This window comes from Janthinobacterium sp. MP5059B (genome assembly GCF_001758645.1).
Lineage (GTDB): Bacteria > Pseudomonadota > Gammaproteobacteria > Burkholderiales > Burkholderiaceae_D > Janthinobacterium > Janthinobacterium lividum.
This window is the reverse complement of the sequence record NZ_LRHX01000014.1, coordinates 74,476-93,831: the sequence shown is the minus strand read 5'-3', so window position 1 is coordinate 93,831 and position 19,356 is coordinate 74,476. Positions and strand designations below refer to the sequence as shown.

21 protein-coding genes and 1 tRNA gene are annotated in these 19,356 nt (G+C 62.0%); 7 read left to right on the top strand and 15 right to left on the bottom strand.

All coding sequences use genetic code 11. From position 1 onward, the window contains the following. Nucleotides 1-9: 9 nt before the first annotated feature. Complete coding sequence (locus JAB1_RS16555) at nucleotides 10-750, bottom strand: transporter substrate-binding domain-containing protein (protein ID WP_070280940.1); 741 nt, start codon at nucleotides 748-750, stop codon at nucleotides 10-12. Nucleotides 751-1,115: 365 nt separating this feature from the next. On the opposite strand from JAB1_RS16555, the gene rsxB reads away from it, so the two are divergent. After that, nucleotides 1,116-1,847: an electron transport complex subunit RsxB gene (gene rsxB / locus JAB1_RS16550; protein WP_070280937.1), complete on the top strand. Its 732-nt coding sequence runs from the start codon at nucleotides 1,116-1,118 to the stop codon at nucleotides 1,845-1,847. Beyond that, nucleotides 1,844-2,491 (top strand): endonuclease III, encoded by a 648-nt coding sequence (gene nth, locus JAB1_RS16545; RefSeq protein ID WP_034782448.1) that lies wholly within the window; start codon nucleotides 1,844-1,846, stop codon nucleotides 2,489-2,491. Before rsxB ends, nth begins: the two co-directional genes overlap by 4 nt. A 53-nt stretch (nucleotides 2,492-2,544) precedes the next feature. Here nth and proB read toward each other — a convergent pair whose 3' ends face one another. The 5 genes from proB to rplU form a co-directional block, all read right to left on the bottom strand. Next, on the bottom strand, nucleotides 2,545-3,663 hold the full coding sequence (gene proB / locus JAB1_RS16540) for a glutamate 5-kinase (protein ID WP_034782447.1): 1,119 nt from the start codon (nucleotides 3,661-3,663) through the stop codon (nucleotides 2,545-2,547). Between the two features lie 27 nt (nucleotides 3,664-3,690). Continuing rightward, a complete protein-coding gene (locus JAB1_RS16535; RefSeq protein WP_034782445.1) occupies nucleotides 3,691-4,101 on the bottom strand; it encodes a hypothetical protein in 411 nt (136 codons plus the stop codon). A gap of 12 nt (nucleotides 4,102-4,113) precedes the next feature. Beyond that, entirely contained in the window at nucleotides 4,114-5,223 is a 1,110-nt protein-coding gene (gene obgE, locus JAB1_RS16530; protein ID WP_034754647.1) for a GTPase ObgE, read from the bottom strand. Nucleotides 5,224-5,336: 113 nt separating this feature from the next. Continuing rightward, nucleotides 5,337-5,609 carry a 50S ribosomal protein L27 gene (gene rpmA / locus JAB1_RS28835; RefSeq protein WP_010395157.1) on the bottom strand — a complete coding sequence of 91 codons (273 nt, stop codon included), beginning with the start codon at nucleotides 5,607-5,609 and terminating at the stop codon, nucleotides 5,337-5,339. 40 nt (nucleotides 5,610-5,649) lie between these two features. Beyond that, nucleotides 5,650-5,961: a 50S ribosomal protein L21 gene (rplU, locus tag JAB1_RS28830; protein ID WP_034754730.1), complete on the bottom strand. Its 312-nt coding sequence runs from the start codon at nucleotides 5,959-5,961 to the stop codon at nucleotides 5,650-5,652. A 304-nt stretch (nucleotides 5,962-6,265) separates the two neighbouring features. Between rplU and ispB the strand changes: the two genes are divergently transcribed. Further along, nucleotides 6,266-7,255: an octaprenyl diphosphate synthase gene (ispB, locus tag JAB1_RS16515; RefSeq protein WP_070280933.1), complete on the top strand. Its 990-nt coding sequence runs from the start codon at nucleotides 6,266-6,268 to the stop codon at nucleotides 7,253-7,255. A gap of 61 nt (nucleotides 7,256-7,316) precedes the next feature. Here the strand turns inward: ispB and arsH are convergent, their stop codons facing one another. Genes arsH through JAB1_RS16500 form a run of 3 tightly spaced genes read right to left on the bottom strand, consistent with a single transcriptional unit; the run spans nucleotide 7,317 to nucleotide 8,836 of the window. Further along, nucleotides 7,317-8,045 carry an arsenical resistance protein ArsH gene (gene arsH, locus JAB1_RS16510; protein ID WP_070280931.1) on the bottom strand — a complete coding sequence of 243 codons (729 nt, stop codon included), beginning with the start codon at nucleotides 8,043-8,045 and terminating at the stop codon, nucleotides 7,317-7,319. Next, nucleotides 8,046-8,468 (bottom strand): arsenate reductase (glutaredoxin), encoded by a 423-nt coding sequence (gene arsC / locus JAB1_RS16505; protein ID WP_070280929.1) that lies wholly within the window; start codon nucleotides 8,466-8,468, stop codon nucleotides 8,046-8,048. It abuts the gene before it with no gap. After that, entirely contained in the window at nucleotides 8,465-8,836 is a 372-nt protein-coding gene (locus JAB1_RS16500; RefSeq protein ID WP_175445080.1) for a metalloregulator ArsR/SmtB family transcription factor, read from the bottom strand. The genes arsC and JAB1_RS16500 overlap by 4 nt, the downstream gene beginning before the upstream one ends. Before the next feature lie 124 nt (nucleotides 8,837-8,960). On the opposite strand from JAB1_RS16500, the gene JAB1_RS16495 reads away from it, so the two are divergent. The 3 genes from JAB1_RS16495 (at nucleotide 8,961) to JAB1_RS16485 (ending at nucleotide 12,706) form a co-directional block, all read left to right on the top strand. Then, on the top strand, nucleotides 8,961-11,054 hold the full coding sequence (locus JAB1_RS16495) for an AsmA family protein (RefSeq protein WP_070280927.1): 2,094 nt from the start codon (nucleotides 8,961-8,963) through the stop codon (nucleotides 11,052-11,054). 54 nt (nucleotides 11,055-11,108) lie between these two features. Further along, nucleotides 11,109-11,185, top strand: a tRNA-Pro gene (locus JAB1_RS16490). A 126-nt stretch (nucleotides 11,186-11,311) separates the two neighbouring features. Beyond that, nucleotides 11,312-12,706, top strand: coding sequence for a GntP family permease (locus tag JAB1_RS16485; RefSeq protein ID WP_070280925.1), 1,395 nt, complete (start codon nucleotides 11,312-11,314; stop codon nucleotides 12,704-12,706). 12 nt (nucleotides 12,707-12,718) lie between these two features. On the opposite strand, the gene JAB1_RS16480 is transcribed toward JAB1_RS16485, so the two are convergent. From JAB1_RS16480 to JAB1_RS16465, 4 genes are all read right to left on the bottom strand, one after another. Beyond that, nucleotides 12,719-14,122 (bottom strand): sodium:solute symporter family protein, encoded by a 1,404-nt coding sequence (locus JAB1_RS16480; protein WP_034782432.1) that lies wholly within the window; start codon nucleotides 14,120-14,122, stop codon nucleotides 12,719-12,721. A 131-nt stretch (nucleotides 14,123-14,253) separates the two neighbouring features. Continuing rightward, a complete protein-coding gene (gene pcaD / locus JAB1_RS16475) occupies nucleotides 14,254-15,057 on the bottom strand; it encodes a 3-oxoadipate enol-lactonase (RefSeq protein WP_254672129.1) in 804 nt (267 codons plus the stop codon). An 11-nt stretch (nucleotides 15,058-15,068) separates the two neighbouring features. After that, nucleotides 15,069-15,359 (bottom strand): muconolactone Delta-isomerase, encoded by a 291-nt coding sequence (gene catC, locus JAB1_RS16470; RefSeq protein WP_034782430.1) that lies wholly within the window; start codon nucleotides 15,357-15,359, stop codon nucleotides 15,069-15,071. Nucleotides 15,360-15,512: 153 nt separating this feature from the next. After that, entirely contained in the window at nucleotides 15,513-16,622 is a 1,110-nt protein-coding gene (locus JAB1_RS16465) for a muconate/chloromuconate family cycloisomerase (RefSeq protein ID WP_070260092.1), read from the bottom strand. A gap of 102 nt (nucleotides 16,623-16,724) precedes the next feature. Between JAB1_RS16465 and JAB1_RS16460 the strand changes: the two genes are divergently transcribed. Continuing rightward, a complete protein-coding gene (locus tag JAB1_RS16460) occupies nucleotides 16,725-17,639 on the top strand; it encodes a LysR family transcriptional regulator (protein ID WP_070260212.1) in 915 nt (304 codons plus the stop codon). Between the two features lie 6 nt (nucleotides 17,640-17,645). Here the strand turns inward: JAB1_RS16460 and JAB1_RS16455 are convergent, their stop codons facing one another. Next, complete coding sequence (locus tag JAB1_RS16455) at nucleotides 17,646-18,029, bottom strand: hypothetical protein (RefSeq protein ID WP_070281055.1); 384 nt, start codon at nucleotides 18,027-18,029, stop codon at nucleotides 17,646-17,648. Between the two features lie 74 nt (nucleotides 18,030-18,103). Next, a complete protein-coding gene (locus tag JAB1_RS16450) occupies nucleotides 18,104-19,240 on the bottom strand; it encodes a hypothetical protein (protein ID WP_205412539.1) in 1,137 nt (378 codons plus the stop codon). Nucleotides 19,241-19,356: the final 116 nt, after the last annotated feature.

Below are 19,356 nucleotides of genomic sequence, written 5' to 3'. Positions count from 1 at the left end.
CGCGCCGTGTCAGGGACTGGGCGGGGCGCTCGCCAGGCTCTGGTCGAGCCGCTTCCAGTAATCGCGTTCCAGCCGGGCCGTATCGATGTCGCGCGCCGCCTCGTTGAAGCGCTTTTGCCGCGCCGCCCCTTCCGCGTCGCGCTGGAAGCACACGTGCACGGGACGCTCCTTGAAGACGGTATCGATGATGGCGATGCGCTCCCGCTCGGCCTTGCTGAAGTTGCGTCCCATCAGCAAGTGCTGCAGGACATGACGCTCGATGACGATCACGCGGTAACGCTTGATGAGCAGTTTCTTCAGATTCGTCGCATCGTTCAAGCCCTCTTCCGTCTTCAACTCGCCGCGCGCCACCATGCCGTCGAACTGCTCGCCATTCGAATAACCGGCCACGGTGCCGATACGCAGCTTGCCCAGGTCGGCCAGGGCGGTACCGGGCACACCATCCTCCTTCAGGTAGGCCAGCACGCCTTGCGTATTGCCAACCGGAACCGAGAAGTGGCAGAGTTTTTCCCGTTCGGGCGTGCGCCAGACAGCCAGAAACCCGGCATAGCGGGAACTGGCCAGGCCAAACTGCATGGCGCGCTTCCACGGGAAATACTCATATTTGACGACATAGCCCATGCGTTCGAAGATGGCACTGACCATCGCCCCGGACATGCCGTCGGCAGGCAGGCTGCGGGAAATAAAGGGCGGCCAGTCTTCCGCGGCGAAGCGGACGATGCGCGAGCTGGCAGCGCCCGGCGCCGCCATGGGGGAGCCAGCCTGCCCGTGTGCAAGGGCAAGTGTAGCGTGCATGAACAAACAGAAGGGCAAACCAACTGTCCGGAGGAAACGCATGTTTGGCTCCTATGGCCTGGCGCACCTTGCAATGCAGGCGCGGCAACAGGACTGGCGGTCGGCTTTTTTTGATTACAGGCTTGATAAAAATCATGCTCCCATAAAAAAAAGAAATTGCAAAGTTGTTTATTTGCACTTTGACATTCCCAGGGGAAATAAAATACGATTGCGGCGTGCCTGCAACAGGCCAGCCATGCGCCAGCTATTCCCTCTCACGAGCCAGGTTTTTACTTGTGCGCGCGCCAGATGGCCGATAATGACGTTTTACCGTATTGAAGATGACCGTGCCGCATCCCGCCTCTCCCTCACTTGCCGACCAGATCGAAGACTTGCTGCCGCAAACGCAATGCACCAAATGCGGCTACAACGGCTGCCGCCCGTATGCGGAGGCGATTGCCGCAGGCAGCGCCGACATCAACCAGTGCCCGCCGGGCGGCGCGCAGGGCATCGTGCGCCTGGCCGGCTTGCTGGGCAAAAAAGTCATTCCGCTCAATCCCGTCAACGGTCTCGAACGTCCACGATCTGTCGCCTATATCGACGAATCGCTGTGTATCGGCTGTACCCTGTGCATCCAGGCCTGTCCCGTCGACGCCATCGTCGGCGCCGCAAAGCAGATGCATACGGTGGTCACCGATCTGTGCACCGGCTGCGACCTGTGCGTGGCACCCTGCCCCGTCGACTGCATCGTCATGTACCCGGTCAGCGGCGACGCCACGGGCTGGGATGCCTGGAGCCAGGCCGAGGCGGACGACGCGCGCGCGCGCCACGATTTCCGCACGCAGCGTTTGCGCCGCGAAACAGAGGAAAATGAAGCACGCCTGGCCGCCAAGGCCGTCGCCAAGATGCATGAAGTGACGCAGGAAGTACCCGTCACGCCAGACGAACAGGCAGAAAAGGAACGCAAGCGCGCCATCATCGCCGCCGCCATGGAGCGCGCGCGCGCCAAGGCCGCTGCCGCCAGCACGGACACCGCCCAGCCAGCCACCATCACCCCGAAAAAAGACGCATGAACGCCGCCAAACGCCTGGAAATCTTTACGCGCTTTCGCGCCGCCAACCCTTCCCCGAAAACGGAACTCGACTACACGACGCCGTTCGAGCTGCTGATCGCCGTGCTGCTGTCGGCGCAGGCGACGGACGTGTCCGTCAACAAGGCGACCCGCTTGCTGTATCCGGTCGCCAATACGCCGGCCACGATACTGGCCCTGGGCGTGGACGAGCTGGCCAGCTACATCCGCACCATCGGCCTGTTCCGCACCAAGGCGAAGAACGTCATCGCCACCTGCCAGATCCTGCTGGAGCAGCACGGCGGCGAAGTGCCGCGCGACCGCGCCTCGCTGGAAGCCTTGCCCGGCGTGGGCCGCAAGACGGCGAATGTGGTCATGAACACGGCGTTTGGCGAACCGACCATGGCCGTGGACACGCATATCTTCCGCGTCTCGAACCGCACCGGCATCGCGCCAGGCAAGAATGTCGATATCGTCGAGCAAAAACTGCTGAAATTCATCCCCAAGGAATTCCTGCACGACGCCCACCACTGGCTGATCTTGCACGGCCGCTACACGTGCACGGCGCGCAAGCCCCAATGCTGGAACTGCATGATTGCCGACCTGTGCGATTACAAGGACAAGTCGCCGATGCCGGCCGTGGTATAGAGCAAAAAAAACGGCCCGCAAGGGCCGTTTTTTGATTCGCAGCAAGCGGGAGCTTACAGCAAGACCATATTATCGCGATGAATCAGCTCATGGCCTTCCATGTAGCCGAGGATGGACTCGATCTCGGTGGAAGGCTTGCGCATGATGCGGCGCGCTTCGCCGCTCGTGTAGTTGGACAGGCCGCGCGCCACGGGCGCGCCATCGGCATCGACGCAGGTGATCACGGCGCCGCGGCCGAATTCGCCATTCACGCCCGTCACGCCGATCGGCAACAGTGACTTGCCTTCCTGGCGCAGCTTTTGCACGGCGCCCGCATCGAGCACGACGGCGCCGGCCGTATGCAGATGATCGGCCATCCACTGCTTGCGCGCCGTCAATTGCCCCGTTTGCGCCCGCAGCTCCGTGCCGATCGCTTCGCCCTGGGCCAGGCGGCTGAGCACGTCGCTGTCGCGGCCCCAGGCGATGATGGTATGGGCGCCGGACTTGGCGGCGCGCTTGGCGGCAAGGATTTTCGTCAGCATGCCACCACGCCCCAGGCTGCTGCCGGCACCGCCGGCCATCGCTTCCAGGGCCGGATCGCCGGCGATGCCTTGCGTGATCAGGTAAGCGTCCGGGTCCTTGCGCGGGTCGGCCGAGAACAGGCCGTGCTGGTCCGTCAGGATGACCAGCGCATCGGCTTCGATCAGGTTGGCCACCAGGGCGCCCAGGGTGTCGTTGTCGCCGAACTTGATTTCATCGGTGACGACGGTGTCGTTTTCATTGATGATCGGCACCACGCCCAGGCGCAGCAGAGTCGTCAGGGTGGAACGGGCATTCAGGTAGCGTTCGCGGTCGGCCAGGTCGGCGTGCGTGAGCAGCACTTGCGCCGTGCCGAGGCTGTGGGCGCGGAAGCTGCTTTCATAGATTTGCGCCAGGCCCATCTGGCCGACGGCGGCGCAAGCCTGCAATTCGTGGATATCGGTGGGGCGCTGCTCGAAACCGAGGCGCAGCATGCCTTCGGCGATGGCGCCGGAGCTCACCAGCACGACTTCCTTGCCCAGGGCGCGCAAGCCGGAAATCTGCGCGGCCCAGCGCGCGATGGCGGCATGATCGAGTCCGCGGCCATCGTTGGTGACCAGCGAAGAGCCGACTTTGATGATGATGCGGGTAGCTTTTTGAATCACGGAATCCATGGGGCGGCGCTCTTCACTTAATAGACGTCAGCGCGCAGGACGCAGCAGCAGCAAGGCCAGCCCCGCCGTCAACTCCATTGCGCACATGAACAACACAAAACCCTGGGGCAAGCCGAAGCTGATGGCCGCGAACAGACGGCCGGCGGGCTGCGCCAGGACCAACATTGCAGTGATATCGCCGAGGACAGGCGGTTCGCCCTGCCGTGCCGCGAACAGCGCCAGGAGCGCGGTAGCGCCCCAGACACCGACATGAGTAGCGTAGAACTGGCTGTAGCCGTTGACGCCATTGAGGAAGATGCCCATGCCGGCCGCCATTTCATCGGCGAACAACAGGCAGGCGACCGCGCTCAGCCCGTAAGCATACGCGATCAGATGCAATACACGGCGCTGCCACGCTTGCTTGCGCGCTGGCGCGACAGCGGCCGTCTGTACCGACATCAGGGTAAAGCCTTAGTCGAGGATCTTGAAACGCGGATCATCCGGGTCGATCGACGAGATACCGCGTGCTTCTTCGGTCATCTGCGTTTCTTCGGCACGGCTTTCGCTGTGTTTCTTCTCTTCCAGATGCTGGTAAATCGCATTCACCAGTTCCGGGCAACCCTGATGGTTCAGCGCGGAGATCTCGAAGACGGGACCTTTCCAGGCGAAACGCTTGAGGAAGTCCTTGACGATCTTCTTGCGCTCTTCTTCCGGCACCATGTCGAGCTTGTTCAACACCAGCCAGCGCGGTTTGTCGACCAGCGACTCGTCGTACTTTTTCAATTCCTTGACCAGCGCCTTGGCTTCCTTGACAGGATCGACGTTGGTTTCAAACGGCGCCAGGTCGACGATGTGCAACAGCAGACCCGTGCGCTGCAAGTGGCGCAGGAATTGATGGCCCAGGCCCGCGCCTTCGGAAGCGCCTTCGATCAAGCCGGGAATGTCGGCGATCACAAAGCTCTTCTCGTGCGACACGCGCACCACGCCCAAGTTCGGGTGCAGGGTGGTAAATGGATAATCGGCAATTTTCGGACGCGCGTTCGAGACGGCCGAAATGAAGGTCGACTTGCCGGCGTTCGGCATGCCCAGCAGGCCCACGTCAGCCAGGACTTTCAATTCCAGGCGCAGTTCGCGGCGCTCGCCTTCCTTGCCCTCGCCTTTTTGGCGCGGTGCGCGGTTGGTCGAGGACTTGAAGTGGATATTGCCCCAGCCGCCTTCGCCGCCCTTGGCCAGCATTTCGGTCTGGCCGTGCTCGGTCAGATCGGCCAGGATTTCGCCGCTCGCGTTGTCGATGATCAAGGTGCCGACCGGCATGCGCAGGTGGATGTCATCAGCGCCCTTGCCATAGCAATCTGCGCCACGGCCAGGCTCGCCATTGCGAGCCTTGTGCATTTTGGAGAAGCGGAAATCGACGAGCGTGTTGATATTGCGGTCGGCGACTGCCCAAATGGTGCCGCCCTTGCCGCCATCGCCGCCATCGGGACCGCCAAAAGGCCGGAATTTTTCACGGCAGAAAGAGGCGCAGCCGTTGCCGCCATCGCCCGCGATGACTTCGATTTTTGCTTCGTCGATAAACTTCATAATTTTGCCGCCATAAAACTAAAAAGGCTCTACCTTGGGCAGAGCCTTTCGATTGAAGGCTTGCGCCTTACATCATGCGATCATTGCGGAGCGAACTGGCGCTCCGCGACGAATTACGCTGGTACTGCTGCGTTAGGTACAACGGTCACGAATTGCTTCGAGCCAGCACCTTTGACAACGAACTTCACTTTGCCCGCGATCAGCGCGAACAACGTGTGGTCCTTGCCCATGCCTACGCCTTCGCCAGCGCGCACTGGGGTGCCGCGTTGACGAATGATGATGCCGCCAGCATTGATAGCTTGGCCGCCGTAGACTTTAACGCCCAGACGTTTTGATTCTGAATCACGGCCGTTTCGCGTTGTGCCGCCGCCTTTTTTATGTGCCATTTAAGACTCCTTGATAGCTGATTAATTCAAACAGCGGCGATTAGCCGTTGATCGAAACGATTTGGATTTCGGTAAAATTCTGGCGATGGCCTTGATGCTTTTGGTAATGCTTACGACGACGCATCTTGAAAATTTTGACCTTATCATGGCGACCATGCGCCACAACCGTAACCAGTACCGTTGCACCTTCGACCAATGGAGCACCAAACTTGATGCTGTCGCCCGCGCCTACTGCGAGAACTTGATCGATGGTGATTTCGGAACCAATGTCTGCCGGTATCTGTTCTACTTTAAGTTTTTCGCCAGCGACAACTTTGTATTGTTTGCCACCGGTTTTTATGACCGCGTACATGATTTGAAACCTCATCAAATGTTGAAAGAATTTGTCCCACTGCCATGAAAAGCAAGCCGTGCACAACAGGGGGAACCAGCGATTATACACGGACTGAGAAATTGCGTCAAAAACTATTCACAAAGCTTGATGATCGTGGTATGTCGACAACCTGACCATCATGTCAGGCTTGCGCCAGGCGGACAGCAAAACGCGCGCCAGTGCCAACAAGGTCAATCAATTGCTCTACAGTCATAGGCAAACGTCACGCACGCGCAAGCCTTGTCGTATAATCGCGGCACCCACAATCTAATGCAGGTTCGCCTTGTCTGACGCTAACAAACACGTTAACCAAAACACCATCGTGCAAACGATTGCCGCCGATATGGACGCAGTCAATACGGTGATCCGCCAAAAGTTGCACTCCGATGTGATTCTGATCAACCAGATCGCTGAATACATCATCAGCGCAGGCGGCAAACGCATCCGTCCCGTGCTGATCTTGCTGGTGGCCAATGCCCACGCCTATCGCGGCACGGCGCACCATGAACTGGCCGCCGTGGTCGAATTCATCCACACCGCCACCCTGCTGCACGACGACGTCGTCGATGAATCGTCGATGCGCCGCGGACGCCAGACGGCCAATGCCCTGTTCGGCAATGCCGCTTCGGTGCTGGTGGGCGACTTCCTGCACTCGCGCTCGTTCCAGCTGATGGTATCGCTGAATAATATGCGCGTCATGCAAATCCTGTCCGACGCCACCAACGTGATCGCCGAAGGCGAAGTGCTGCAGTTGCTGAACATGCACGATCCGGACGTGACGCAAGAGAGCTATCTGAACGTCATCCGCTCGAAGACCGCCAAGCTGTTCGAAGCGTCGGCGCAACTGGGCGCCCTGATCGCCGGCGCCAGCGAAGACGCTATCGAAGCGGCAGCCGAATACGGCCGCTCGCTGGGAACGGCCTTCCAGCTGATCGACGACGTGCTCGACTATGCAGGCGACGCCGCCGAAATCGGCAAGAACGTGGGCGACGACTTGCGCGAAGGCAAACCGACCATGCCGCTGATCTGGCTGATGGAAAACGGTACGCCAGAGCAACGCGAACTGGTGCGCAGCTGCATCGAGCAAGGTGACGAACAGCATTTCGACGCTGTCCTCACGGCCATCACCAGCAGCGGCGCCCTCGACTACACGCGCAAGCAGGCGGAAATCGCCGGCCAGCGCGCCGCCGATGCCATCGCCGGCTGGCCCGACAGCGTCTACAAGCAATCCATGCTGCAACTGTGCTCGTTTGCCGTGGACCGCAATCACTGATCGCGTTTCATCCCATGCAATACAAAACGGCGCCACTGGCGCCGTTTTCTTTATGCGCCGCTTATTTGCTGCGCTCATGCTCCATCGCCGCGCCCGCCAATGCCTGGACGATGGCCGGCGCCGCTTCCAGCCGCTCGCTGTAGCGGCTGCCCAGGTAATCGCGGCGGTCGCGCACCAGCAAGGTGAATTTATACAACTCCTCCATCACGTCGACCAGGCGCTCGTAATACGGCGATGGTTTCATGCGGCCGTCATCGTCGAATTCCTGATACGCCTTGGCAACCGAAGACTGGTTCGGTATCGTCACCATGCGCATCCAGCGTCCCAGCACGCGCAAGCCGTTGACGGCATTGAACGATTGCGAACCGCCCGACACTTGCATCACGGCCAGGGTCCGGCCCTGCGTGGGCCGCACGCTGCCCGTTTCCAGCGGCAGCCAGTCGATCTGCGACTTGAACACGCCCGTGACGGCGCCATGGCGTTCCGGGCTGCACCACACTTGCCCTTCCGACCATAGCGACAGCGCGCGCAATTCCTGCACCTTCGGATGCTCGGGCGACACGCTGTCGACCATGGGCAAGCCATGCGGATCGAACACGCGCGTGTCGGCGCCAAAGTGGCGCAGGATGCGCTCCGCCTCCAGGGTCAGCAGCTTGCTGTACGAGCGCTCGCGCAAGGAACCGTACAGCAGCAGGATGCGCGGCGCATGGGTGGACACGCTGGCCGGCGCCAGCTTGTCCAGGTCCGGCACGTCCAGGTGCGCGGCACTGATATTCGGCAAATCATTCATTCAGGCCACCGGCTTGCCGTCGGCGCCGACCACGGCCTGGCCGTCTTCCTTGACGAAGGCCCCTTGCTGCGGCAGCGGCAGGATGTCCAGCACCTTTTCCGACGGCCGGCACAGGCGCACGCCCAGTTCCGTGACGACGATGGGGCGGTTGATCAAGATAGGATGGGCTTGCATGGCGTCCAGCAGGGCCGCGTCCGGTAAGTCCGGATTGGCCAGGCCCAGCTCGTCATACAGGGCGCCCTTGTCGCGCATGACGGCGCGCACGGTCAGGCCCGCACGGGCGATCAGGTCGAGCAATTCCTCGCGCGAAGGCGGATGCTTGACGTAATCGATGATGACGGGCTCGACACCCGTGTTGCGGATCAGGGCCAGGGTATTGCGCGAGGTGCCGCACGCCGTGTTGTGATAGATCGTGATCGTCATGTCGTGATGTCCTTGAGTAAATGAGATTCAGTGACGCAACAAGGGGCGCCAGCACAGCAGTTCTCGGTCAAGAAGGCCAGCAAGCCATTCATGCCCGCATAGTTGGCGGCGTAGATGATGGAGCGGCCCGCCTTGCTCGCCGTCACCAGGTTGGCGTGCGCCAACTCCTTCAAGTGAAACGACAGCGACGATGGCGCGATCGCCAGCGCTTCGGCGATTTTCGTCGCCGCCATGCCTTGCGGCCCCGCTTGCACCAGCAGGCGGAACACGGCCAGCCGCGATTCCTGTGCCAGCGCAGCCAGGGCAGCGATGGCGGCCGTGCTTGTCAGCGGCGCAGCCTGCGTTGCGATAGTATTGTTGTTTTCCATAATTCAATAATACTCGAATTATGGAATCAATGCCAGTAATCACGATGCGTACGTAACCCAGCGCACCGACTGCCATGATCAATCGGTCTATCTTAATGAAAAAATCACTGCGATTGGCATCCCCATGACACGCTCGACACCCCTGAAAATCCTCGGCTGGAGCCTGGCCACCCTGCTGGCCCTGATCGCCATCGTGGTCATCTTCGTGCTGACCTTCGACTGGAACCGCGCCCGCCCCTACATCAACGAAAAGGTGTCGGAAAGCACGGGCCGCACCTTCGTCATCGGTGGCGATTTGCAGGTGCAATGGAAGCAAGGGGTGAAAACGGAGCCGGGCTGGCGCCGCTACGTGCCGCGTCCCATCATCAGCGCGCGGGACGTGCGCATGAGCAACCCGGACTGGGCGACGGCCGGCCCGCAACTGGCCAGCGCGAAACGCATCGACGTGGCCATCCATCCGCTGCCCCTGCTGCAACACAGGCTGGTGCTGACGGACCTGGCGCTCGACTCTCCCAATATTGCCCTGCAGCGGCGCGCCGATGGCAGCAACAGCTGGACCTTGAAGGATAACGGCCCTTCGGCATGGGACGTGGAAATCCAGCGCATGGCCTTCGGCGACGGCGCCATCCGCTACCTCGACGAGGGCATCGCACTGGACCTGCGCGCCAAGGTCAGCTCGACAGCGCCCGACGCCACGCCGGGCGACGCGCCAGGCAGCGCGCCCGTGCAGAAATACGGCATCGAATTCACCCTGGGCGGCACCTATCGCAAAGCGCCCGTGACGGGCGGCGGCAAGGCCGGTGCCGTGCTGTCCTTGACCGATAACAACACCGTGTATCCCGTGCAGGCGCATGCCGTGCTGGGCAAGAACAAGGCCAGCATCGATGGCACCTTGACGGACCCGCGCTCGCTGTCGGGCATCGATTTGCAGCTGAGCCTGGCCGGCGCCAGCATGGCCGACCTGTATCCGCTGACGGGTGTGCTGCTGCCGGAAACCCCGGACTACGCCACCAAAGGCCGCCTGCTGGGCAAGAAGGACGGCGCCATCTGGAACTGGACCTATCAAAACTTCAAGGGCACGGTGGGCCAGAGCGACCTGGCCGGCACCCTGCAGTATTTGCCGCGCCAGCCGCGTCCCTTGCTGCGCGGCGAAGTGACGTCGCAACAATTGCGCCTGGAAGACCTGGGCCCCACCATCGGCGCCGACAGCAATGCGCAGAAACAGGCGCGCGGCAAGGCGCCTGTGCAGCCCGACAACAAAGCCTTGCCCGTGGAACAGTTCAATACAGCCAAATGGAATGCGCTCGACGCCGACGTGAAATTCACGGGCAAGAAACTGGTGCGCACGCACGATATCCCGCTCAACAATGTCGTCGCCAACATCCACATGAAAGACAAGGTGCTGAGTCTGACGCCGCTCAACTTCGGCATGGCCGGCGGCGACATCACCTCGAACATCACGCTCGATGGCCGTCAAAAGACCATCGCCGCGCAAGCCAAGGTGGCGGCGCGCCACCTCAAAATTCGCGAACTGTTTCCCAAGCTGCAATCGATGCAAGCGAGCTTCGGCGAAGTGTATGGCGATGCGGCGCTGACGGGCCACGGCAATTCCGTCTCGGCCATGCTGGCCAGCGCGAATGGCGAGCTGGCGGCCACCGTCAGCGAAGGCTCCGTCAGCCAGTTCATGCTGGAACTGGCTGGCCTGAACCTGGCCAACGCCGTCTTCGTGAAAATCTTTGGCGACAAGCAAGTCCACCTGAACTGCCTGGCCAGCGACTTCGCCGTCACGAATGGCCAGGCCAACGTGCGCCGCTTCGTGCTCGACACGGACAGCGCCGTCGTAAATGTCACGGGCAACGTCAACCTGGCAAGCGAAACCCTGGACCTCGACGTGCGCCCCCGTACCAAAGGCGCCCGCATCATCACCCTGCGCACGCCGCTGTATGCGAAAGGCACGTTCAAGAACCCGGACGTGGGCCCGCAGAAAGGCCCGCTGGCGTTGAAAGCCGGCGCCGCCGTGGCGCTGGCCACCGTCGTCACGCCGCTGGCCGCCCTGCTGCCGCTGGTCAGCGTCGACAAGGCCCCGGACACGGATTGCGCCGCCGTCATGGCGCAAGCCAACGCCACCCGCAAGGCCCCGACTTCGCCTGCGACGAATGCGCCAGCAAAAAAAGTGAGCGAAGCGGAAATCAGGAAGGCGCAGCAGGAAAAGAAATAAGCGTTGATGCAGTCGCTTGAAACCCGCCCCGCCATCTGCTGTAATACCAGTATGCGGGGTGTGGCTCAGCCTGGTAGAGCGCTGCGTTCGGGACGCAGAGGCCGGAGGTTCGAATCCTCTCACCCCGACCAGCTTTTTCCTCACTAGGCTGACGTGAACTGCTGTCACCTTGACCTGCGCGTTGGCAGGTTGCCGAGAAGTATGATATTAACTGCATTATTAATATCTTGATCACTTCTCGCGCAAGGGCCTGACCGATGTCTTTCCTGATAGTTCTGGCCGCACTGGCCTTCCTGATGCTGGCCGCCTACCGTGGCTACAGCGTGATCCTGTTTGCGCCGGTCGCCGCGCTGGGTGCCGTGCTGCTCACCGATCCGTCCGCCGTGCCGGCTGTCTTCAGCGGTATCTTCATGGAAAAGATGGTGGGCTTTATCAAGCTGTATTTCCCCGTCTTTTTGCTCGGCGCCGTGTTCGGCAAGCTGATCGAGCTGTCCGGCTTTTCACAGTCGATCGTCGTGGCCGCCATCCGCTATATCGGCAGTTCGCGCGCGAATGCCGTCATCGTTGCCGTGTGCGCGGCCCTGACGTACGGCGGCGTGTCGCTGTTCGTGGTGGTGTTTGCCGTGTACCCGTTCGCGGCCGAGCTGTACCGCCAGAGCAATATCCCCAAGCGGCTGATGCCGGGCGCCATCGCCCTGGGCGCATTTTCCTTCACCATGGATACCTTGCCCGGCACGCCGCAAATCCAGAACATCATCCCCACCACCTTTTTCAATACGACCGGCTGGGCCGCGCCATGGCTGGGCACCATCGGCGCCGTGCTGACGGTGATCATGGGACTGGCCTTCCTGGAATGGCGCCGCCGGTCCGTCATGGCGACGGGCGAAGGTTATGGCGTGGAAGCGGAACAGGCAAAGACAGCCGGTGGCGACTTGCCCCATCCGCTGCTGTCGGTGGCGCCTTTGGTGCTGGTGGGCGTGGCCAACTTTGCGCTGACCAAGCTGATTCCCCACTGGTATGGCGACAGTTACGTACTCACCGCCGAGGCCCTGCCCGGCTTGCATGCGCCCGTGTCGACGTCGATAGCGTCCGTGACTGGTATCTGGGCCGTGGAAGGTGCCTTATTGCTGGGCATCTTGCTCGTGTGCGTGACGGCCTTCGGGCGTATCCGCGCCGCCTTTGCCGAAGGCACCAAGGCGGCAGTGGGCGGCGCCCTGCTGGCGGCCATGAATACGGCATCCGAATATGGCTTTGGCGGCGTCATCGCCGCCCTGCCCGGTTTTCTTGCCGTCAGCAACACCTTGCGCAGCGTGCCCGATCCGCTCGTCAACGCAGCGGTCTCCGTGACGACCCTGGCCGGCATTACGGGATCGGCTTCGGGCGGCATGAGCATCGCGCTGGCGGCCATGTCGGACAGTTTTATCCAGGCCGCGCAGCAGGCGCACATTCCGCTCGAAGTCATGCACCGCGTGGTGGCCATGGCCAGCGGCGGCATGGATACCTTGCCGCACAATGGCGCCGTGATCACCCTGCTGGCCGTCACGGGCCTCACGCACCGCCAGTCCTACCGCGACATTTTCGGCATCACCGTCATCAAGACGGTGGCCGTGTTCCTCGTCATTGCCATCTATTACATGACGGGACTGGTGTGAGGCTTGGGTAAGCTACAGCCGCGACGACGATGCCGGCTTCGCCAACGCTTGCGCCGGCTTGAACAGATGGCTGATGCCCATGGTCAGCAGCGGGCCGGCCAGCGCCAGATAGGAACTGTCGACACCGTACGGATTGCCTGCCAGGAACCAGCCGATGGTGGCGATCACGGAAACGATGACGCCAACGAAGGCGCCGCGCGGCGTGCCGAACTTCGGCGCATAGAAGGCCATCAGCACCAGCACGGCCAGGGTGGCGCGCAGGGCCTTGCCCAGGAAGGCGATCATCAGCAGTTTTTCCGCATACAACGCCAGCACCAGCGGCAGCAAGCCGGCCACGACGATGGCGATGCGCAGAAACATCAGCGATTTCGCGTCGTTCTTCGCCTTGTTGTACCAGGGATCATAAAAATCCTTCATGGCCAGAGTGGCCGATGCCAGGGTGGTGGCGGAAATGCCGCCGAACAGGGCGCCGGCCAGGCCGACAATCATGATGCTGGCGGAAAACGCCGGCATGTGGGCGATCAGGGTCGGGAAGGCGTCGATCGACTTCATGCCCGGGTACAGCACGGCACTGCACATGCCGATCAGGGCCGCCATCAGGCCGAACGGGATCATCAGCGACGATACGTAGTAACAGGCGCGCTTGGCCACGGCCGGATTGTCCGTGCTGACCAGGGCCTGGATCACGTATTGCGTGGCGAAGATGGAACCGATGCCGCCGATCATCCAGGCGATGATCTGGCCCCAGCCGATCTCGACCCAGTTGAACATCTTGGCCGGTAGCTGCGCCTGCAGCGCGCCGATGCCGCCTGTGGCTTCCAGCGCATACGCCAGCGCCAGAATCACGCCCAGATACTTGACGATGGAGTGGGCAAAATTGGTGTACACCACCGAGCGCATGCCGCCCAGGCTGACATAGATCACGGTAATGGCGCCCACCAGCAAGATGGCCACGGTCTTGTTGATATGCAGCACGGCTGCCAGCACGGCGCCGCCACTCGCGTACAGGGCCACGGCAACGATGCTCAGCGCAACGATGGTGAGGATGGACGCCGCATAGCGCACGGGTTCGCCGTAGGTTTGCGCCAGGATGCCGGAAATCGTCGACTGCCCGCTTTCCTTGTATTTTTTCACCAGCACGATGGCCAGCAGCAAGAAGCCCAGCGACAGCGCCACCAGATTCCAGGCGGCGGAAATACCCAGTTCATAACCCTTCTGGGCCGTGCCGATGCTGACGGAGCTGCCAATAAATTCCGACAACAAGAGCGCGCCGATCAGATAGGCGGGATAGTTGCGTCCGCCCGCCGTCATGCCCTCGGCGCTGTTGGCATGCTTGCGCACGCTATACGTAATGTACGACATGAGGGCGAAATAGCCCACCGTGACTGCCGCGATAATGATCAATCTGTTTTCCATCCGTCTACTCCAAGTCTGCTTTTCTTATTATTATTTTTCAAGAAAGCTTCCCCTGCCGCATGCCGGACCAGCCGGCGGCGGTACTCAGAGGAAAACCACATTCCTGCCGTACCGATACGGTACAGCAAGCCTCACAACAAAAATGTCTGCAACTGCGCCGTAAACAAGTCCGCCGCCTCGATGTTCGAGATATGCGAAGCGGGCAGGCTTGCCAGGCGGGCGCCCGCGATCTGCTGCTGCAGCCAGCGCCCGTCGTCGACGGTGGTCACGGGATCGTGCTCGCCCGCGATGATCAGGGTCGGCACGGCGATCGTGCCGACGCAGGCGTGCAAGTCCGCCTTGGCCAGCATGTCGCAGCAGGCCGCGTAGCCGCCGGCATCCTGGCTGCGCAAAATGCCGGCCAGGCGCGCCACCGTGTCCGCTTCGCGCGCGATGAACGGCGGCGTGAACCAGCGCGCGGCGGCGCCCTCGGCCACCGCGGCCATGCCGTCGCGGCGCACTTGCTCCGCTCGCAGCTGCCACGGCGCGGCACCGCCGATGCGCGCCGCCGTATTTGCCAGCACGAGCTTCGTCAGGCGCTGCGGCTGGTGAATGCCCAGCCACTGGCCCGTCAAGCCGCCCATGGAAATGCCGCAGAAGGCGGCACGGGCGATATCGAAATGGTCGAGCAGTGCCACCACGTCCAGTCCCAGCCGCTCGATGCCGAACGGCGCACTGCCGCTGGCCGACTGGCCATGGCCGCGCGTGTCGTAGCGCACGACAAAAAAATCGCCGGCCAGCGCGGCCGCTTGCGCATCCCACATGGACAAGTCCGTGCCGAGGGAATTCGACAGGACGAGGCAGGGCTTGCTGCGCTCGCCATCCGTGCGGTAATGCAGGCAGATACCGTCCACCTCGCACATTTTCCCGGCAGTGTCGTTGCCTGTCTCCGTCATCGCATGTCTCCTCAGGAATCGTCGTCGCGCACCGACGAGGGATGGCGGCACAGCGGCATCACGTCGATCTGCATGTAGGGAAACAGCGGCAAGGAGGTGAGCAAGTTGTGCAGCTCCTCCACGCTGTCCACGTCGAAGACGCTGATGTTGGCGTACTGGCCGGCGATACGCCACAGGTGGCGCCACTTGCCCTCGTGCTGCAGGCGCTGCGCCAGTGCCTTTTCCGTCTGCTTGAGCTGCGCCGCCTGCTCGGCGGGCATGCTCAATGGCAGGTTCACGTTCATGCGTACATGGAATAACATGGTTTCTCCTTAAGATTTTTATAGGCACTTACAACGCCTAACAAAACCGTAGCGAGCGGAAGAGAGTTGCGGTCGAGAAGCGCAACTGTACGAAGGTACAGTGAGCATCGCAGACCGTAAATCACGACGCGCAGTAGGTTTTGATAGGCGTCCTCAGGCGCGCTGCATGGAACGCAGCTTGTCCATATCGATCTCGACACCCAGGCCAGGCCCCGTCGGCACTTGCAGCATGAAGTCACGGTACACGAGCGGCTCGCGCAAGACTTCCTGCGTCAGCAGCAGGGGGCCGAACAGTTCCGTGCCCCAGGCAAGTTCCGCGAACGTGGAGCACACGTGGGCCGTGGCGGCGGTGCCGACGCCGCCTTCGAGCATGGTGCCGCCGTACAGTCCCACGCCGGCCAGGCGCGCCACGGTGGCCACTTCCAGCGCGGGCAGCAAGCCGCCCGACTGGGTGATTTTCACCGCATACACGTCGGCCGCATCGGCCTGGGCCAGCGCCAGCGCATCGGCGGGACCGTGCAAGGCTTCGTCGGCCATGATGGCCACGTCGAAGCGCCGCGTCAGGCGCGCCAGCGCGGCGCGGTTGCCGGCTTTCACCGGCTGTTCGATCAGGTCGATGCCGCCCGCTTCCAGTGCGGCGATGCCGCGCACGGCGTCCGTCTCGCTCCAGGCCTGGTTGACATCGACGCGCACGCTGGCCCGTTCGCCCAGCGCCCGCTTGATCTCCAGCACGTGGGCCACGTCATCCATCACGTCGCGCATGCCGATCTTCAGCTTGAAGATGCGGTGCCGGCGCAAGTCCAGCATTTTTTCCCCTTCGGCGATATCGCGCGCGGTGTCGCCGCTGGCCAGCACCCAGGCCACAGGCAGCGCATCGCGCACGCGGCCGCCCAGCAATTCCGACAGCGGCACGTTCAGGCGGCGCGCCTGCGCATCGAGCAGCGCAGTCTCGATCGCGCACTTGGCGAAGCGGTTGCCCTGTATGACCTTGCGCACCCTGGCCATGGCCTTGGCCACTTCGCTCGCTTCCATGCCGACGAGCAGCGGCGCGATATAGGTATCGATATTCGTCTTGATGCTTTCCGGGCTTTCGCCGCCGTAGCTCAAGCCGCCGATGGTGGTCGCTTCGCCCCAGCCCGTGATGCCGTCAGCGCAGCGCAGCCGCACCAGCACCAGGGTTTGCGTATTCATGGTGGCAACGGACATCCGGTGCGGACGAATGGTTGGCACATCGACCAAGTAGGTCTCGATATTTTGAATCATATTTATTCCGTATAATTCTGTGGAGTGGTGACACGATATTCCCCGAATCTCCCCACGTCCAACACCGAGTTGGTATCAAACCTATACCTGAAAGGTATGAAGATGGAATTACGGCACTTGCGCTACTTCGTTGCGGTCGCGGAGGAAAGAAACTTCACGCGGGCCGCCGCGCGCTTGCACATCGCGCAGCCGCCGCTGAGCCGGCAGATGCAGCAGCTGGAAGAAATCCTGGGCGTGGCGCTGATCGAAAAGGGTTCGCGTCCCTTGCGCCTGACGGAAGCGGGCGAGTTTTTCCTCGCCCATGCGCGGCCCCTGCTCGACCAGGTGCGCGACCTGCAGGCGATGACGCAGCGTGTCGGCAAACTGGAACGCACCCTGTCGATCGGCTTTGTCGCCTCTACCCTGTATGGGGAATTGCCAGACATCGTGCACCGCTTTTGCGAGCGCCATCCCGAGGTCGACGTGACCCTGCATGAAATGACGACGGTGCAGCAGCTCAAGGCCCTGAAGGAAGGCCGCATCGACGTGGGTTTCGGGCGTCTGAAAAGCGAAGACCCCAGCATCCGCCGCATCCTGCTGCGCGAGGAGCGGCTGGTGGTGGCCCTGCCGCCCGGCCACCGGCTGGCCAGGGGGGAAGGCGGATTACGCCTCACGGACCTGATCCACGAAACCCTGCTCGTGTATCCGAAAGCGCCCCGCCCCAGCTTTGCCGACCAGGTGCTGGCCATGTTCAGCGAAGGCAATGTCACCCCCGGCCCCGTCACGGAAGTGCGCGAGCTGCAGATTTCCATGGGACTGGTGGCGGCCGGCCAGGGCATTTCCATCGTGCCGGAAAGCGTGCAAGCCATGCATCACCGGAACGTCGTGTACCGCAAGCTGGACGACAAGCATGCGTTCTCGCCGATTTTATTCAGCATGCGGCATATGGACCGCTCGCCTGAACTGGAAAACATCCTCGCCGCCGTGTACTCGATCTACGATGAACACGGCATCGCGCACGTCAAGGAAAGCCTGTAGCAGTGACTACGCCGCGTCGGCCAGCAATTCCGGGCGCAGCGCGCGGATGCGCAGTTCCGTGAAGTAGCCGCCCGCCTCGTTGTAGCGCAGGTAGTAACGGCCGCAGTTCAGGCAGCGGGCCACCTGGCTCAGGTTCGCGGGATAGTAGCGCGGGGCGATGGGCGCATCGATGCTGTCGTAGCGCGTGCCGTGCGGGTGGTATTCGGCAAACGTCGGTTCCTCGTACGGATCTTCGCGCAGGGTGCCGATTTCTTCAAAGCGGTCCAGCTCCAGCGAGGTAGGCAGGCGCTGCCAGGCGTCAAGCGGGACGGCGCAGCAGCTGCATTTTTTGGTAATCGTGGCCGAAGCGGTGGCCAGCGCGGACAAGGCGGGAAAGTCGAGGAATATCATGTTCAGCCATTGCAAAGGTGCGGCCTGTGGCAACGAGCCTGGCCGCGCCCTTTCATTCTAGCGGAATGCATCTTTCAATGCCCCATGAAGTCATTCCACTTCGGCAGCAGCACGATGCTGTTCGGATTGAGCCCCTTGTTTTTCAGGGTATCGACACTCCCCGCCACCACCTCCTTTTTCATATCGATGACGGTGATGCTGCCATCGCTCATGCCCGGCAGGTTGAGCAGCGCGTTCTGCACGAAGGCATAGCGGCCATCCCTGGTGAAAGCCACGTGGTGCGCGCCTTCGGCGGCAGGGATCGATTTCAATAGCCGGGGCTTGCCGATGCCGCCCGTCAGGTCGAAGATATGCAGGTGGCCCGGCTTGGCCGTCGTCAGGTACAGCCGCGTCGCGCCCTTGTTGAAATACAGCTCCAACGGCACGCCCGCCTTTTGTTCGGCAAAGTCATGCACCTGGGCCGTGTCGAAATCCCTGGTTGCCGGATTCCACGTGGCGGTCCACACGGTACCGCCGTACATATTGGCGACGTAGGCGACAGGCGGTTTGCTGCCCGGGACGAACAGCACTTCCACCGGCGCTTCGCCAGACGGCGACGGCTTTTTCGACAGCTTGTGCGTGCCCAGCACCTTGCCCGTGCTCGTTTCCACCACGCTGATCACCTCACCCGCGTCGCCCAGGTCCGTGGGGCGGATGGTGCTCGTCAGCAGGGTGCGGTCGATGCCATCGTGGACGGCCAGGCCATGCGGATATGGCGCCGGCAGCCTGACGGTGCGTCCCGGCTTGTCGTGCACGGCGTCGCCTTCCAGCATGGCCTGCGATCCCATGCAGCTCAGATACCAGCGCTTGTGGTCATCCGAAAAGACGATGTCCTCGCCCACCTGGCAAGTCGGTACCTCGATCACCTTGATGGGAAAGTCCTTGTGGCGCATGTCCATCACGCGCAGCTGCGTCTTGCCCAGCGCCGTGATGTAAGCCTTGCTCATGTCGTGGTTGTAGAAGATATGGTGCGCCACCAGGTCCGGCGGCAGGGCGATGTCGCGCACGATCTTGCCGAAGTTTTTCGACTCGGGATCGACATCGATGATGGCGATGCCCTCCTTGCGCGACGGCGGCGCGACAGGGCTTTTCAGCGATTTCAATGACTCGGGCGCCTTGCTCTCGTAATTGACCATGGCCAGGATTTCGGCCGACGCAGGCAACACCGCCATGCATGTCACGGCCAATGCAAACATCGCTTTTTTCATCATCTCCCCCGCCTTTTCCAAGTGTCGTCGGATCCGCGCCGATCATTCTACGGCCGCACTTTTTCAAACTGGCGTTTTTT